Source organism: Streptomyces fulvoviolaceus, from assembly GCF_000718165.1.
Lineage (GTDB): Bacteria > Actinomycetota > Actinomycetes > Streptomycetales > Streptomycetaceae > Streptomyces > Streptomyces fulvoviolaceus.
The window spans coordinates 1-15,156 of the sequence record NZ_JOEY01000047.1; the positions used below are offsets into that span (position 1 = coordinate 1).

General features: G+C 67.8%; 17 protein-coding genes. 12 read left to right on the top strand and 5 right to left on the bottom strand.

Annotation, left to right across the window (positions count from 1 at the left end; translation table 11 throughout):
* Positions 1–195: TetR/AcrR family transcriptional regulator (locus IG08_RS0139840; RefSeq protein WP_158812324.1), on the bottom strand; the 195-nt coding region annotated here is incomplete at its 3' end.
* 127 nt (positions 196–322) lie between these two features.
* Between IG08_RS0139840 and IG08_RS0139845 the strand changes: the two genes are divergently transcribed.
* The 3 genes from IG08_RS0139845 to IG08_RS0139855 are packed head-to-tail and all read left to right on the top strand — an operon-like array spanning position 323 to position 3,830.
* Positions 323–1,942, top strand: a complete 1,620-nt coding sequence (locus tag IG08_RS0139845; protein ID WP_030614833.1) for a bifunctional 3-(3-hydroxy-phenyl)propionate/3-hydroxycinnamic acid hydroxylase — start codon at positions 323–325, stop codon at positions 1,940–1,942.
* An 11-nt stretch (positions 1,943–1,953) separates the two neighbouring features.
* Positions 1,954–2,826: an alpha/beta fold hydrolase gene (locus tag IG08_RS0139850; RefSeq protein ID WP_030614836.1), complete on the top strand. Its 873-nt coding sequence runs from the start codon at positions 1,954–1,956 to the stop codon at positions 2,824–2,826.
* Positions 2,823–3,830, top strand: a complete 1,008-nt coding sequence (locus IG08_RS0139855; RefSeq protein ID WP_030614839.1) for a VOC family protein — start codon at positions 2,823–2,825, stop codon at positions 3,828–3,830. The genes IG08_RS0139850 and IG08_RS0139855 overlap by 4 nt, the downstream gene beginning before the upstream one ends.
* 57 nt (positions 3,831–3,887) lie before the next feature.
* Here the strand turns inward: IG08_RS0139855 and IG08_RS0139860 are convergent, their stop codons facing one another.
* Positions 3,888–5,015, bottom strand: a complete 1,128-nt coding sequence (locus tag IG08_RS0139860; RefSeq protein WP_052425056.1) for an amidohydrolase family protein — start codon at positions 5,013–5,015, stop codon at positions 3,888–3,890.
* Between the two features lie 876 nt (positions 5,016–5,891).
* Between IG08_RS0139860 and IG08_RS0139875 the strand changes: the two genes are divergently transcribed.
* Positions 5,892–6,533 (top strand): helix-turn-helix transcriptional regulator, encoded by a 642-nt coding sequence (locus IG08_RS0139875; RefSeq protein ID WP_234343083.1) that lies wholly within the window; start codon positions 5,892–5,894, stop codon positions 6,531–6,533.
* 91 nt (positions 6,534–6,624) lie between these two features.
* On the opposite strand, the gene IG08_RS0139880 is transcribed toward IG08_RS0139875, so the two are convergent.
* From IG08_RS0139880 to IG08_RS63390, 3 genes are all read right to left on the bottom strand, one after another.
* The gene (locus IG08_RS0139880) at positions 6,625–6,981 is read right to left on the bottom strand and encodes a hypothetical protein (protein ID WP_030614848.1); all 357 of its coding nucleotides are present in this window, start codon (positions 6,979–6,981) and stop codon (positions 6,625–6,627) included.
* A gap of 175 nt (positions 6,982–7,156) precedes the next feature.
* Positions 7,157–7,600 (bottom strand): hypothetical protein, encoded by a 444-nt coding sequence (locus IG08_RS0139885; protein WP_158812323.1) that lies wholly within the window; start codon positions 7,598–7,600, stop codon positions 7,157–7,159.
* Between the two features lie 599 nt (positions 7,601–8,199).
* A complete protein-coding gene (locus IG08_RS63390) occupies positions 8,200–8,682 on the bottom strand; it encodes a hypothetical protein (RefSeq protein WP_476713215.1) in 483 nt (160 codons plus the stop codon).
* Here IG08_RS63390 and IG08_RS59450 point away from each other — a divergent pair.
* The 8 genes from IG08_RS59450 to IG08_RS0139920 all read left to right on the top strand — a co-directional run bounded on the left by IG08_RS59450 (position 8,674) and on the right by IG08_RS0139920 (position 14,698).
* Positions 8,674–9,018 (top strand): IS3 family transposase, encoded by a 345-nt coding sequence (locus tag IG08_RS59450; RefSeq protein WP_106981116.1) that lies wholly within the window; start codon positions 8,674–8,676, stop codon positions 9,016–9,018. The two genes, IG08_RS63390 and IG08_RS59450, sit on opposite strands and share 9 nt — an antisense overlap.
* A 7-nt stretch (positions 9,019–9,025) precedes the next feature.
* Positions 9,026–9,148, top strand: coding sequence for a hypothetical protein (locus IG08_RS63160; protein WP_420823309.1), 123 nt, complete (start codon positions 9,026–9,028; stop codon positions 9,146–9,148).
* 417 nt (positions 9,149–9,565) lie between these two features.
* Entirely contained in the window at positions 9,566–10,483 is a 918-nt protein-coding gene (locus IG08_RS0139895; protein ID WP_234343084.1) for a hypothetical protein, read from the top strand.
* A gap of 67 nt (positions 10,484–10,550) precedes the next feature.
* A complete protein-coding gene (locus tag IG08_RS0139900) occupies positions 10,551–11,465 on the top strand; it encodes a hypothetical protein (RefSeq protein WP_030614856.1) in 915 nt (304 codons plus the stop codon).
* The gene (locus tag IG08_RS0139905; RefSeq protein ID WP_030614859.1) at positions 11,465–12,490 is read left to right on the top strand and encodes an ImmA/IrrE family metallo-endopeptidase; all 1,026 of its coding nucleotides are present in this window, start codon (positions 11,465–11,467) and stop codon (positions 12,488–12,490) included. Before IG08_RS0139900 ends, IG08_RS0139905 begins: the two co-directional genes overlap by 1 nt.
* A gap of 155 nt (positions 12,491–12,645) precedes the next feature.
* Positions 12,646–13,650: a nucleotidyltransferase domain-containing protein gene (locus tag IG08_RS0139910; RefSeq protein ID WP_030614861.1), complete on the top strand. Its 1,005-nt coding sequence runs from the start codon at positions 12,646–12,648 to the stop codon at positions 13,648–13,650.
* Complete coding sequence (locus IG08_RS60815) at positions 13,635–14,180, top strand: hypothetical protein (protein WP_199820991.1); 546 nt, start codon at positions 13,635–13,637, stop codon at positions 14,178–14,180. Before IG08_RS0139910 ends, IG08_RS60815 begins: the two co-directional genes overlap by 16 nt.
* Positions 14,132–14,698 (top strand): hypothetical protein, encoded by a 567-nt coding sequence (locus tag IG08_RS0139920; RefSeq protein WP_052425058.1) that lies wholly within the window; start codon positions 14,132–14,134, stop codon positions 14,696–14,698. The genes IG08_RS60815 and IG08_RS0139920 overlap by 49 nt, the downstream gene beginning before the upstream one ends.
* Positions 14,699–15,156 lie beyond the last annotated feature (458 nt).

A 15,156-nucleotide genomic window follows, 5' to 3' on the forward strand; every position in this document is an offset into this window, starting at 1 on the left:
GGCGATCAGGTCGTCCTTGTCCTTGAAGTGCCAGTAGATGGAGCTGGCGGGCAGGCCGCACTTGGCGCTGACCGCGGCGATGGAGGTGCCGTCGTAGCCGCGCTCGCCCGCGATCTCCACGGCGGCGTCGAGGATGCGCTGGCGCGATTCCACCCCGTTCGCCCGCTTCCTGCGCGGCGCCTGCGGACTGCTCATGGAGGTGCCCTTCCTGTTGCGCCGGCTCTTGACCGTCTCCGACACCGACCTTACCGTAGCGTCTATTCCAATTGGAGTAAACGCTACAGCAAGAGCCGTGTAACAGGGACGACAGTGAGGTGGTCCAGTGAGTGAGAACAGCGCCGAGCGCAGAGCCGAGGACGGCGCCGAAGACCTTGCTTGTGACGTGGCGGTGATCGGTTATGGGCCGACGGGTGTGACCGCGGCGAACCTGCTCGGTGCGATGGGCCTCAAGGTGGTCGTGCTGGAGCGCGACGCTGAGGTCTTCGCCCGGGCGCGTGCGATCTCCACGGACGAGGAGGTCGTCCGGATCTGGCAGCGCGTCGGCCTGGCCGAGCGGTTGAAGCTGGACATGCTGGCCGAGCGGCCCTGCGACTTCGTGGACGCCAAGGGCCGTGCCTTCATCAGCGCGCATCCCACCTCGCGCGGACACGGGCATCCGCCGCAGATGTTCATCTACCAGCCGGCGCTGGAGAAGGTGCTGCGCGAGGGCGTCGACCGCTATCCGAACGTGCGGGTGTGGCTGCGGCACGAGTGCCTGCGGCTGCGCCAGGATGCCGACGGGGTGGAACTCACGGTGGTGGGCACCGCCGACGACTCCGTACGACGCCTACGCGCCGCGTATGTCATCGCGGCCGACGGCGGCTCCAGCCTCACCCGCGGCCAGCTGAACATCGGCTACGAGGGCAAGACGTACGAGGACCGCTGGGTCGTCATCGACACCGAGATGCTCAAGCCCTGGCCGGACCACGACCGGCTGCGCTTCCGCTGCGATCCCACGCGGCCCGCCGTGGACTGTCCGACCCCGCTCGGTCATCACCGCTGGGAGTTCCCGATCCTGCCGGGCGACGACGAGGAGTACCTGACCACCGACGACGCGATCTACGCCTTGGTGGCCCGGTACGGGATCAGCCGGGACAGCATCAAGATCCTTCGGGCCACGATCTACAGCCACCACGTCCGCTTCGCCGCCCGCTTCCGGGTGGGCCGGGTCTTTCTCGCGGGCGACGCCGCCCACGCCATGCCGCCGTGGATCGGTCAGGGCATGGCCGCCGGGGTGCGCGACGTGGCCAACCTGTGCTGGAAGCTCCATGCCGTGCTGCGGGGCGAGTTGCCGGAGGCGGTGCTCGACTCGTACGAGGCCGAGCGCAAACCCCACGTCAAGGAGGTCACCAAGCGGGCGGAGTTCGTCGGGCGGATCATCACCGAGCGGCGCCGGTCGGTGGCGACGGCCCGCAACGTCGTGCTGCGTACCCTCGACCGCATCCCGGGTTTCAGCCAGTGGCTGCAGGACGCCAACTGGATACCCTGCGCCCACTACGCCGCCGGCTTCCAGGCCCGCCCGCGCACCAAGTCGTCCGGGCACCAGATCCCCCAGCCCTGGGTGACCGGCCCGGACGGAGCCCGCGTACCGCTGGACGACGCGCTCGGCAGCCGGTGGCTGCTCCTGCACGCCCGGGCTGCGACACCGCAGCCGGAGTGGGACCGCCTCGGCGTCCCCTCGCTCACCGTGACGCCCGCCGGATCCCGGCCGGCCGAGGGCACGCTCGTCGACAGCGACGGAGTCCTGCTGCCCTGGATGGGCGAACACCGCGCGGCCACCCTCGCCCTGCGCCCCGACGCCTACGTCTACACGGCCGCGCCCACGGGCGACCGACTCCCGCCGCCACCGAACGGCTTCGCGCCAACGATCACGCCCCGCCCTGCCGTGACCACCGCCCACTGAGGAACACCACCATGACCACACAGACCGGCCTGCCGACGATGCACGAGACGACGTACGACATCGGCGGCAAGCACATCTTCGTCGCCGAGACCGGGGACGGCCCGGCCGTCCTGCTGCTGCACGGCGGCGGCCCCGGCGCCTCCGGCGTCGCGAACTACTCCCGCAACATCGCCGAGCTCGCCAAGGAGTACCGGGTCATCGTCCCGGACCTGCCCGGCTACGGCCGCAGCACCAAGGGCGTCGACGGTGCCGACCCCTTCGGGTACCTCGCCGACGCGATCCGCGGTCTGCTCGACCAACTCGGCCTGGACAAGGCGCACTTCGTCGGCAACTCCTACGGTGGCGCCTGCGCCCTGCGCCTCGCCCTGGACACCCCCGACCGGGTCGACCGCATGGTCCTCATGGGCCCCGGCGGCATCGGCACCACCCGCGCGCTGCCCACGCCCGGCCTCAATAGCCTGCTCAACTACTACAAGGGCGAGGGCCCCACGCGGTTGAAGCTGGAGAAGTTCATCCGCAACTACCTCGTCTTCAACGCCGCCGACGTGCCCGACAGCATCATCGACGCCCGCTACCGGGACAGCATCGACCCCGAGGTGATCGCCGACCCGCCGCTGCGCCGCCCGTCCGGCCCGAACGCGCTGCGCACCCTGTGGAAGATGGACTTCACCCGCGACGACCGCCTGTCCCGGCTGCCCGTGCCGACCCTGGTGCTGTGGGGCGCGGCGGACAAGGTCAACCGGCCGTCCGGCGGCCCCATGCTGGCCGACCGCATGCCCAACTGCGATCTCTACATGGTCGCCAACACCGGCCACTGGGTGCAGTTCGAGCGCGCCGAGCTGTTCAACCGGCTGTGCGCCGACTTCCTGGCGGGCCGCCGATGAATCCCGCCGCCTCGGTCTTCGGTTCGGTCCACCTCGGCTACATAGTCATTGAGACCAACCGCTTCGCCGACTGGCGCCGCTTCGGCACTGACGCCATCGGCATGCACCGCGACGACCTCGACGCCGGGCTGATGCGGTTCCGCCTCGACGACCAGGAGTGCCGCTTCCTGCTCCGGCGCGGCCCCGCCGAGGACGTCGTCGCCACCGGCTGGCACATCGACGACCACGCGACCTTCGAGCAGATCGAGGCCCGTGTACGCGCCCACGGCGTACCTGTCGTCGAAGGCACCAAGGAGGAGGCGGAGTTGCGCGGCGTCGAACGCCTTCTGCGCTTCCCCGGCCCCAAGGGCATCACCCAGGAGATCTACACCACGCCCGTCCTGACGCCCGAGCCGCTGCGGATGCTCGCCTCCGGGTTCGTCACCGGCGACTCGGGCATGGGCCACGTCGCGATCACGTCCACCAAGCCGGCTCAGCTGCGTGGCTACTTCAACACGGTCTTCGACGCCCGGCTGACCGACTACATCGACGAGACGATCAGCGGCGTCAAGCTCAAGATCCGCTTCCTGCGGGTCAACGAACGCCACCACTCCATCGCCATCGCCGCCGTCCGCGGCCTGCCCATCGACCCGATCCGCACCCGGGTGCAACACCTCAACATCCAGACGGCCACCCTCGACGACGTGGCCCAGAGCTACCAGCGGGTGCACGAACTCGGCTTCGACATGGCTCTGTCCGTCGGCCAACACACCAACGACAAGGAACTCTCCTACTACGCCCGCACCCCCTCGGGCTTCGAGTGGGAGGTCGGCTGGAACCCGATCGTCATCGACGAGACGACGTGGGAACCCAGTACCCACCAGGGAATCAGCATCTGGGGCCACACCCGGGTCGGTGAGACCATCGTCGACAAACTCGACCACTTCCGCCTCGGCGCTCGCTCCCTGGCCCGCCCGGAGAGGACCGTCCCGGCCCTCAGCGGGGCCGGCATCCCCGACGACTGACGCGACACGTCGGTCACCCCGCCCGTCGACGGGCGGGGTGACCGACGTGTCGGAGGATCAGGACGACTCGGCGCCGATCCTCGCCGCCAGGGCCGGGAACTGGGCCAGGGCGTTGAACCGTTCGACGGTCAGCCGCTCGGCGGGGGTGAACGTCTCGGCCAACTGCGGTGCGGGGTCGCCGGCCGCCAGGTACAGGGTGTTGGTGAACGGCCAGTCGGTGGCGAACAGGATGTGCTTCGGGCCGGCCAGTTCCCGTACCGACTTCATCGCCTGCGGTGCCGGTGACAGCGCGGTGTCGTAGAAGAGCTGGCGGAAGTGCGGGCTGCTGTCGTCGAGTCCCGCGATACCCAGTTGCTGGGCGACTGCCGGCGTCACGGTCAGCAGGCTGGTGCGGTAGGAGATGTACGGCAGAGTGCCGCCGGCGTGCGCGGCGAGCCAGCGGATGTGCGGATAGCGCCGGAGTACGCCCTTGTAGAGCAGGTTGACCAGCGCGCGGGTGGTGTCGAAGGTGAACTCGTACAGAAAGGGTGGCAGTCCCAGGTCCGGGAAGTGCTGGGGCGTCACCGGGTGTATGAAGACCATGGCCTTCAGCTCGTTCAACGTCTTCATGAGCGGTTCGAAGACTGGGTCGCCCAGGTACGTCCCGCCGTAGCTGCTGAAGATGCCCACACCGTCCAGCTTCAGCTCCCGCACGGCCCGCTTGGCCTCCGTCACGGCGTTGTCCACGTCCCGCTCGTCGGCGGGGCCGCCCAGCGGCAGGACGGCGAAACCGCCGAAGCGGCCCTTCAGGCGTGCTGACGCGGTGTGGACCAGGTCCCGGCTCATATAGGTGTTCAGGCGTTGCGCCATCGTCACCCTGTCCTCGGCGGCGGACAGGTACGTGACTCCTGGCTCGGAGACGGAGACCACCTGGGTCTGGATGCCGTACCGGTTCATGAAGCCCACCGCGAGCGTCGGGCTCCAGGCCGGTACCGGAACGCCGCCGATCTCGGTGATGTCGTGCTCTGTCAGCGACTGCCGGTAGAAGTCCGGGATCAGATGGCAGTGCACGTCGATGCGGTCCCGGCCGCGAGGTGCGGGGGCGTCGGAGGCCGAGTCGCCGGTGGCGATCGCACGTGCCCCGCCGAGGGCCGTCGCGGCGGCTCCCACCGGCAGGGCCGCCTTGAGCAGGCCGCGTCGCCTCACAGCGTGTCGGGCACTTCGTTCAGTACTGGCCATGGAACACCTCACCGGGGGGAGTGAGCGGAGGGGGGAGGTACGACTGTGCCACGACGAGCCCGCATTCCTGTAGTGCTCGCTACATGGTTGCCGTAATGGCCGCTACAGTAAGAGGAGCGCGTGTACGCGTCAAGGAGTGTCGCGTTCCGCTTCGCGGTCACGTGCCGGAGCGCAGGACCTTGACAGGCCCAGGGCTGCCGTCCGTACCGCCGGTGCAGGCTGCGCCGGCCGGAAGCGGCCGCGGGGTACGGCCACCGAGCGCGCCGCCACTGCCACCGGCCCGTCGAAGACGGGGGGTGCTCCGGTGCGGCGAGCAGGTGCATCGTGCGGCCCTTCGCTCTGGCCGCGCCGCGCAGGCCTTTGCCGTCCGCTGCGAGGCCGCGCAGCCCGGTCGTCTTCGGGCGTCGGTCGGCGAGCCGGCGGCCGACCGCCCGGTCCAGCGCATCGCCGTCGATGTGGGCCAGTAGCCGCCGGGCCATCGTTTCCGCCGGCAGGAACCGCTTCGGGAACAGTGGGTCGAGGCGTATGCCGAGGCGCCCCAGGATGTGTGGCGGGGCGGCCGCTCCAGCAGGCGCGGGACCTCGTCGGATACGGCCTCGGGATGCTCGCGGAGCTGGTCAAGGACGGGCGGGATCAGCGGTGATGCGTCGCCGAGCTGACAGAACGTCACGAACCGGGCATCACGCGACTGCACCGAAGCCCCGCGGTGCGATCTATCGAAAACTCTGATCTGAGCTATCGCGAATGTGAAACCACAAAAGCGCATGTTAGAAGTTTCAAGCGCATCGGAGTGAGTCACCCACATGGGGCTCCGACGTCGATCCCCCCACCGCTGGAGCTGTAGTGACTCAATATTTCGACATCCCGTTAACTTCCTGTGTGACAACGCTGTCTGTCGTGCTCGTCAGTCAACACGGTGTCACCCCGGCCTCTCTCTCCAAGGTTCCCGCCCGACTTGTCGAGGATCCGCGCGAGATTCGCCGGAGTGACGACGTTGTGCTGTTCTACGGCGCGAACATGGCGCGGGAGATGACGCGCTTCTTGGCAGAGGCGGAGAAGGGGCTGCCGCCCGCCATGGTCCTGGCGAACCGGCTCGACTGGGACGATGTCTCCCTGGCGTTCGATCGCGGGGCCATCAGCTATCTGCTGGAGAACCGGTATGCGTTCCTGCTCGACGAGGCGCTGCTGTGTACCGCCCGCGGCGCCAGCATCCTCGACCCCGCGATCGCCGCCGAGCGGCTCCGGAGGGCCTCACGGGCGAGGGCGGAGCCGTCGTGCATGGCGAACCTGTCCCCGCGGGAGCGGGAGGTCATGCACCTGCTCGCCTCCGGTCTCGGCGTCCGTGAGATTGCCGCCGAGACGTTCCTGGCCGAGAAGACGGTCAGGAACCACCTGAGTCGCATCTACGGAAAACTCCAGGTGCGCGGCCAGGCGGAGGCGATTCTGTGCTGGCTCGGGCACCTGGAGGCCCCCGCTGGCCCGTGACCCGCGGATACCGCGCGAGTCATGGATCGGGCCGGTTCCTGTGAACCGGCCCGATCCGTTCCCGTCAGGTGTTACCGACGAAGGGCCGGAGTCAGTTGACGTTCCAGACGCCGCCCGAGATGTCGCTCGGAACCTGGTGCCGGTCGTTGGCGAGGACACTCCTCGAGCAGCCGGAGTCGTACCAGTCGAAGTGCACGGTGTCGAGGGGCTCGACGTTGATGCCGCTGATCACGACGGTCGAGCCCGACGTGAACTGGACGGGGCCGACAATGCTTCCGGTGCTGCTGTCCGTCGCGTACACGCAGCCCGCTCCCGAGGGGACCACCTGGCTGGCGATGTTGATGTTGATCGTGGCGGCCGACGCCGGGGACGCGGCCAGGGCCACGGTGGCCGCCGCTGCGGCGATGGCCATGGGGAAGTGGAGCCGCTTGCGTGCGAGCTTCTTCATCGTCTTTCCGTTCTGTGTGGGGGGAGATTCCAGAGGGGGTGCTACGGCGGGGCTGCATCCTGTCCGGTCGACATGGAACATGGAGGACAGGAGAGGGAATTCGCCCGGCATGAGGAAACCTCTGCTTTTCTGCAGGGGCGGAGAATTCCAGGTTTGCTGAGCCGGACGTCCGCGGTCAGCTGGTGTAGAAGCCGTAGCGCTCCCTGTTGATGCCGAGGGCGACAATGGAGGCGTCCGTACCGATGACGGTCTTGTCGTAATCGACCGCGAAGAGGTAACTGATGCTACTGGCAAGGGACGTACCACTGCAGTCAGTGCTGGCGTAGGGGGTGAGCGTGACCGTGTTTCCGCCGTAGACGACACCCCCCGTCGGTGATGCGAACGCGCTTGTGTCGCGCCCGGAGACGTTCTGGCAGGCGCTCGCGCCGTTCGACTGGACCAACACGCTGTTGGTTCCCGCCGGAGTGTTCTCGTTGATGATGTAGAGCTGCCAGCTGGTCGAGGCATGGGCGGTGCCGACGCCCGCGATGGCGACCCCGGCGAACGTCACGCCGGCCAGACCGGCACCCATGGCGGTACGAAACGCCCGCCTCTTGGCAAGGCCGGTAATGAACGACATCAAGGAAATCCCTTCTGCGATGGAGGAATCCGCGGGTATCGGCTCTCACTCATAGCTGATGGACTTGTGCATGAGTGGTTTGGTCGACAAGCGGGTTCCTGGTCGGCTTTCTCGCCAACCGCTCATCCAGTATTGATGTCGCGGCTCGCGGAAAATAGAGTCAACTGACCCAATTTCGCTTCTCCCACCAAATGCGAGGTGCACTCGGGTCAGGGCCGATGCGTTCTTGCTCGGCGAGATGGGTGGATCGCCCGGAGATGTCGGCCTGTACGCAGTTTGCCTGGTTGGAAGCAATAGACGCGGCACCAGATGTTCAAGGAGCCTTGCCGGAATGAGGCGATGGAACAGGCCGCACCCGACGTACGGGCGGCGGTTGAGGAATTCCAGGAGCGGGAAGCGACACACGACGGTGGACCGGGAGCTGCATATTCCGCACTCTTGGACGTGCGACCCGGATCGCTGCCGGGCAGCGGGGCTCGGCGAGGACACCGTCTTCGCCACCAAAGCCGAAATTGGGCGATGTCGCCCGAGGATGTGGCGTCGGCAAGTCTGGCCGGGCTGCGCCTCGGTGAGACCGTCTGTGCCCCTGGTCTGGAGGCTCAAGACTCCGCCTCGGACGCCTTGCTCACCGCGGAGTGAACCGCCCCGGGTTCGGTAGAGATCTTGGTACGCCCCGGTTCTGATGGAGTCGGGTTGTTGGACAATTGACCGTCCAGCAGCCTTCGGAGGCCGTGATGCCCCGCAGCTATCCGCCCGAATTCCGCCGCAAGGTCCTCGATCTCGTCGCGTCCGGAAGGAAAGTCGCCGAGGTCGCCAGGCTCCTCGGCGTCAGCGACCAGACGATCTACGTCTGGCGTCGCCAGCACCTCATCGACACAGGTCAGTTGCCCGGCACGAACCAGCGACTTGTCCGAGCTCGCTACGGCCCGCAAACGTATCGCCGAGCTGGAGCCCGAGTTGGCCATCCACCGGCGGGCCGCCGAACTGCTGGGTGAGGTGACGTCCCCAAAAGGCGGTTCGAAGCCATCCGCGTGATGGCCCGTGAGCACCGGCCAGTGCAACTGGCCTGACGGGTGCTGCATGTTGCCGAGTCCGGGTACTACGCCTGGCGGGACCGTCCGTTGGCGAACTGCCTGGTCAAGCACGCCTGGCTGACCGAGGCCATCGTGGGCATCCACACCGCCTCCCGCGGCACCCGCGGGGTGCACGCCGAACTCCGTCTGGGCCTGAGCATCCATGTCAGCCGCCACACCGTGGAGCTGCTGATGCAGCGCGCCGGCCTGCACGGCCTGCCCGGCAACCGGCGCCCCGCGCCAAGCACGTCACACCCTCGGTTGCCGACTTGGTGGAGCGCAACTTCACTCGTCACGCCCGGACCAGTTACGGGTCACCGACATCACCGAGCACCCCACCTTTGAGGGCAAGGTGTACTGCGCGGTCGTCGCGTACACGTTCTCACGACGCGTTGTGGGCTGGTCAATTGACGCCTCGCCCACTGCGGCACTGACCACCAACGCCCTGGCCATGGCCATCGGCTGGCGACCTTGAACCAGTCGTAGGCGGACTGGCTGGTGACGTCGGCGTCCAGCAGCAGGGTGGGCAGGCCGAGGGCGACGGCGTAGCAAGGCGATGAACCAGGCCGAGGTGGTCTTGCCGGTACCGCCCCTGAGCATGCCGACGATGATGATGAAGGCGTCCCAGGCGTGGGCTGTGGCCGCAGTCAGGGTCTTGATACGGGTGTTCGTGTTCTCGGCGTCAGGTCCGCAGGAAACCTGTCATCTGTGCGCCGTTGGCCTCCGTCCTCGAGGGCACCGTGCGACGGCGGGCTGTTGACTGTCGGCTTGGTCTTACGGCGTGGCGCTCCTGTTGTGCTTCAACACGGGTGTATAGCAGGAAACCTGTGCGGGCAGTGCCGCCCGCGGGGCGAGGCCGGGGTGATCAATGGCGGGCGGGGCGCATGAGGAGTTGGCGCAGTACGGCCAGCTCGGTGATCTCGGTCTTGAACTGCTGCGTCGCGTGGGTCGACAGGTGGCACGGACTCAGGGATTCCCTCCGCCCGACGGCCATGCGGCGTGGACGGATGAGGCTGTCGATGAGCTCCTCTTCGAGATGATCAGTAGAAAGGGCGAGAAGTTCCTTCTGAACTGCTTCTTGAAGACGGTCGACGACACATCCCTGGAGAAGATGTTCTTCACATCGATCAGGAACTTCCTGATCGACCAGGCGAAGGGCACCGAGCGGGGCAAGCTGCGGCGGCGAATCGCCAGACGCCTCCGTGAAGCCGACCGTTTTCGCTCAGTGGCCAGTACGTCACCTCGGTGGGCCTTGGCCTCTCATCCGCCCGGCGCAGCCTGGCACGGCGAGCTCGAGGAACTGATCAGAGCCGCCTGGGAGGTGCGCGGGGTCTGGATCACCGCCTGGAACACCTCCGGTCCGACGCCCAGGCAGACCGTGCACGCCCTGATGGGAGTGCTTACCGGAGTGCTTGAGGCGGCGGGCGGCGCGGTCCGGGAAGAGGACTTGGCCAAGGTTCTGGAAGCCCGCTTCGATCTGCTCACTCCTGCACAGTTCACTGCGCTCTACGCGGACGACGGAGCGCTCATCGACTCCGTCACCGACCGGGAGCAGGGCGACGCCCCCGTGGCGGCCGAGACCATGGCCGGGGAAATCTGGGATGAGATGTCCCCACAGGAACGGTCACTGCTGTCCCTCCTGGAAGACGATCCGGCGGAGGTCTCCGTCCTGCTGGGCGTCGGACGCAACCAGACATCCGCGATCATGGATGCGCTGCGCGAGAAACTCGTAAGGGCCCTCACCACCAACGGTGGCGATCCCCGCGAGGTAGCCGCAGCGCTGCTGCGCCGCAGCGGCGATCCACCCTGACGTCCCGTGAGTGACGTCGTTTGTCCATAGTGGAAGAAGACTGCCGCGAGGGAATGGGGGCCGCCCGATGAATCAAGCATCGAGCAGCGCATATGAGCGGCTGCGCGCTGCAGCCGCCCAGATGCATGTTCCCGCTGCGGTCCGTAGAGCAGCCGCGGCCACGCCGGGTGACCCCCTGCCCGGGCAGATCTGGCGCGCCGTCTGGAACGATGCCGTCGAGATCGTCGCCGTCACAGCGGTCGATGACACCACGGCCCATGCCCTTCCGGTCTCCTTGGAGACCCAGTTCTACGACTCCGACACGGTGCTTCTGCCCGCCGAGGCATCCACCCTGGAGCAGCCGCTCGCATTGTGGCGCGGTCTGGGCCGCCGCCTTCCCTGGTATGTGCTGGACCGGCAGGTCAGCCAGCTGTCCATCCCCCTGGGGGCCGACGGTTCCCCCACCCCGGCCGGCACCGAGTACTGCTACGGCAGCCCGCTCCACAGCTCTGCAGTTCAGGCAGCCGAGTTCCGCTCCGTCCTCGCCGACGCCATGGACCAGCTGGCAACAGCGCGGTGGGCGCCTCAAGGCAGTGGCGACCTGGCCGCCCTGCTGAAACGGCATGGTCTTGGCCCCACTGAACTGATTCAGCGCCTGAGTATTCAGGCCCCCCGTGCTCTCGCCCTCCTTCGTGGGCAGGCCCCCCTGACCCCGGACGAAGCTCGTCTCCTCTCACCTGACCTCGATATGCCCGCGGACAGAGTCCTGGCCTGTAATCCGCCGCTGCCCGACCGTTTGGTACACGAGCTGAGCCGACCCGCCCGGCGTGTACAGGTCCGTCGGCTCGCCCGCCTCACCGGAAGCGCTGAACAGGACGCCCGTCAGCAGGCGCTCTTTGCCACCCTCGCACTGGCAGCGCGTCAGGATCGTCCCGCAGAAGCGGACTGGACTGCCCGGGTGGACCGCTTCTTCGACGTCCACCTCGGCACAGAGGGCGATTAATGAACTATCTGCGCCGCGCCGCAGCCCGCGCCCAGGCCACGGCCATGCTCACTGTCTTGGAGCGTGAACACCCCGGCGCCGCCCAGCAGCTGGGCCGCAGCGCCCTCGATGAACTGCGGCAGTGGCCCGGCCTCGACGTCAGGGACGTACCCGACGATCGCTCCGGCAACGGCTGCAGCGTCTCCGGCGCCTATTTCGCCGGCACTCCCGCCGTCCTCGCGGTCGCCAGCTCTGCCAGCCTGGCCCGCCGCGACTTCACCGGCCTTCACGAGTTCGGCCACCACCTGCAGCAGACCATGGTGGAGCTGATGGACGTTCTGCTGGCCGAGCATGACGGCGGTACCGCGCTGGAGGACGCGGCCTGCGATGCCTTCGCGGCGGACATCCTCCTGCCCGACACACTTGTCGACCGCCACATCACGGCTGCCGGTCCCACAGCGGACGCCGCTGTCGAACTGTGGCGGGCGAGCAATGCCTCCCGTATGGCGACGTGCGTCAAGACCAGCGAGCGGCTCCCCGCGCCCGGCCATATCCTGCTCCTCGACCGCGACGGCACCCTCGCCTTCGGTGCCTCCCACGGCCTGCCCCCACTGCGGCGCGGCAGCGACCAGAGCCACATCCCGGTTCTACGCACCGCCCTGTCGGGCCAGGGGCATGCCGAGGGACGTGGCCGACTTGCCTATCGTGACGGCGCCATCGCCGGTGAGGAGCTGTACCTGCAGACCGCGGACGTGGGCGGCTACGTCCTCGCCGTCGCCGTCACCGACCTCGCGCCCTGGAAGACCTTCGCGCCTTCCGTTCGATACAACGGACCCGAGCCCACCGAATACACCTGCGCCCACTGCGGGGAGGACTACACCTCCTACGCCCGCGCTTGCGCCCGCTGCGAGTCCGCCCCGTGCCCCGACTGCGGCCGCTGCGGCTGTGACCGTAAGGTGTCCGAACGCCAGTGCACGTCCTGCTTCGTCGTCCATCCGACAGCGATGTTCGACGGCGCCAGCAGCCACTGTCGCGACTGCGACTGAACCCTCGTCACTCCCGTCCCGCTACCGCAGAGTTGCGTCGTCTGTCCCCAGTGAAGGCCCCCAACCCCGGGTGTGCCTCGCAACATACGGGACCCCGGAGCCGGCACCGGGCACCACGATCTATCCGGCCGGCAGAAATCGAGCACGACAGAACGATGAACGACAGCACCAAGGGCGCCTTCAGCGCCTTCGACGAGGAGCTGAACCTCGACCCCGTCGAGCGCGTGAGCGCCCAGGAGCGGCACAGCGAGATCACCGAGTACCTTGTGGATGCCGGCCTGGCCATCGCGACGTTCCTGCAGGGCAGCTTTGCGCGTAAGACGATGCTCAAGCCGCTCAAGGACGTCGACATGGTCATCCGCATGCACCCGCGCCTAGAGAAGATCTTGCGCCAGCCCGGCGGACCCGCCCACGCGATGCGCCTGATCCGCGAGGTCATCTCCGAGAAGTACCCCGACGCTCTGTTCGACGTGGACGACGCACCCGCCCACGCCCTCCAGGTGACGTTCGCCGACCTGGACTTCACCTTCGACCTGGTCCCGGCGCTCGACGCAGAAGACGGCGAGATCGTCTACATCGCCGACCGGGACAACGACACCTTGGAGTGGTCCAACACCCGCACGCTCAACCGGATCATCAGCACCCGCAACCAGGCCACCGGCGGACGGTTCGTCCATCAGGTCCGCATGCTGAAGTCCTACAAGAAGGACCACCCCCTCCTTGACGACACCTGCGGGCTGCTGTGGGAGGCCTTCGCCTACGAGGCCGTCATCGGAGTGCTCGACCACTCCCAGGCCCTCGCCGCCATCCTGGCTCACGCCGCCCAGGCGGTCACCGTTCCGGTGCTCGACCCCACCGGCGTCGACGACCTCACCTCCGACTGGACGACCGCCGAGCGCAGCGCTTACGCCACCACCCTGGCCGCCGCCGCCCGACGGGCGGCCGAGGCGCGGCGCCTGGAGGGGGACGGCCAGCACACCGCCGCCATCGAGATCTGGCACGACCTGATCGGAGACCCCTTCCCGGAAGCCGAGGCACAGAGCGCCGCGGAGGCGCTGCGCGCCCTGGCGTCCGGCAGCATCACCTCAACCGGACGCGCCGTCACCTCCCAGCGCGGGCTGCAGCCCGCCCGACCGGCCCGGTCATGGCGTACCCGCTGAGCCAGGTGCTCGCCGGCCCCCCTGCGGCCGCCGACCACCTGCTCCATTCCGAAGCCATCTACGGCGTGGAGCAGGCCAGCGGCCGCACTGGGCCCGGCGGAGCCGCGCTCCTCGAACTCACTCTCCGTCCGCTGCCCGCGCTGAAGCGCGAGAACTACCCCATCGAACGCGTCCGTCTTGTCATCCGGCCCGACCAGACGGTGCACGCTTTCCCGCTCGGCTTGGTCGACCGTCTCTTCAAGCATCGGAACCCGCCACCCCTGAAGGACTTGTGCCTGCAGTACCCCGGAGACGACACGGCCCTGCGGTGGATCCCCGAGGACGGACTCGAACCGCTGGTCACGCTCGTCCACCGGCATCTGCTATACGAAGAGGCATGGCGCCGCACTGGCACTTGGCCGGCCGAAGACGCTCCGCACGGTGAGCCCTCCCATGGCACCCACCCGCTGCGCACACCCGAGATGCAACAGGAGGCTCGCCGATGGACGAGGTCACGCTCACCGCACCGGCGGCGACGTCCACGTCGCTGATGACCATCCTTGTCCTCGTCCTGAGTTCCTCCGTGGTAGCTGGAGCCCTTGGTCATATCCTCACCGGCCTGCGCGCCGGCGCTACGACTCGCCGTGATTGCTACGCCGACGCCGTGAAACTTCTCGTCGCCCGCATCGAATACCCCTACCGGATACGACGTCGCACCAGCGACGACCCCGACGTCCTCAGCGCGCTCGCGACCGCCGGACACGACCTTCAAGAACGTCTCGTCGAAGCACAGGCCTGGATCACCACCGAGAGCACAGTGCTCAGCGAGGTGTTCTCCCAGTGCCTCATTAGCCTCGATGGTCCTTTCAAACAGGCCTGCAACGACGCTTGGAACGCCGCGCCGATCACCGCCGCCGCCCAGATGAACCTAGGCAGCTTCGGTATGGGGAACCGACAGCACGTCGTCACTACCATGGAGCGCACCCTCACCTACCGCTTCGGGTCCCGCCGACTGATTCCGGCATTTCTGCTCCGGCACCTCCTCAAAAGACGGGGGCTCCTCACCTAGACCACGAGGAGTTTCGCGAGTAGCTGGACATCGTGCCTTGTGAGAAGCGACCAAGGTGGACACATGCAAGATCACCAGATCGGGGGCGGACTTCCTGCTCGTCAGCTGCCGGATCGGCTCCGGGCGGTCGGGCCGGGCTGGCACACGTTGCTCCTGCGGCTGCACACCCAGCTGGTTGCCCTTGGGACGGGCTACTCGGTCGATGACCTGAAGGAAAAGCTCGGCGCGGTCCGTATCCACATCACCGTTTCCTCCGTCCCCGTACGCTCCGGGATACGGGGCCTTGTCACTGCAGCCGAGGAGAAGTCCGCGACGGTCTGCGAGTTCTGCGGAAGCACCGGCAGCCCCGAGACAGATAGGCATCGGCTGACAGGTGCCGAACTGTCTTTGCGTAACTGTCCGGATGACGAGGAAGAGGGCGCCGAGGCTGTCGGCCCGTGCACGAACAGTCCATGTAG

Coding starts and splice junctions, on each gene's coding strand:
- IG08_RS63390 (WP_476713215.1), bottom strand. CDS start 8,682: ATGCAGCACCCGTCAGGCCAGTTGCACTGGCCGGTGCTCACGGGCCAT.
- IG08_RS60815 (WP_199820991.1), top strand. CDS start 13,635: ATGGCGTACCCGCTGAGCCAGGTGCTCGCCGGCCCCCCTGCGGCCGCC.
- IG08_RS0139905 (WP_030614859.1), top strand. CDS start 11,465: ATGAACTATCTGCGCCGCGCCGCAGCCCGCGCCCAGGCCACGGCCATG.
- IG08_RS0139920 (WP_052425058.1), top strand. CDS start 14,132: ATGGACGAGGTCACGCTCACCGCACCGGCGGCGACGTCCACGTCGCTG.
- IG08_RS0139855 (WP_030614839.1), top strand. CDS start 2,823: ATGAATCCCGCCGCCTCGGTCTTCGGTTCGGTCCACCTCGGCTACATA.
- IG08_RS0139850 (WP_030614836.1), top strand. CDS start 1,954: ATGACCACACAGACCGGCCTGCCGACGATGCACGAGACGACGTACGAC.
- IG08_RS0139900 (WP_030614856.1), top strand. CDS start 10,551: ATGAATCAAGCATCGAGCAGCGCATATGAGCGGCTGCGCGCTGCAGCC.
- IG08_RS0139910 (WP_030614861.1), top strand. CDS start 12,646: ATGAACGACAGCACCAAGGGCGCCTTCAGCGCCTTCGACGAGGAGCTG.
- IG08_RS0139885 (WP_158812323.1), bottom strand. CDS start 7,600: ATGTCGTTCATTACCGGCCTTGCCAAGAGGCGGGCGTTTCGTACCGCC.
- IG08_RS0139880 (WP_030614848.1), bottom strand. CDS start 6,981: ATGAAGAAGCTCGCACGCAAGCGGCTCCACTTCCCCATGGCCATCGCC.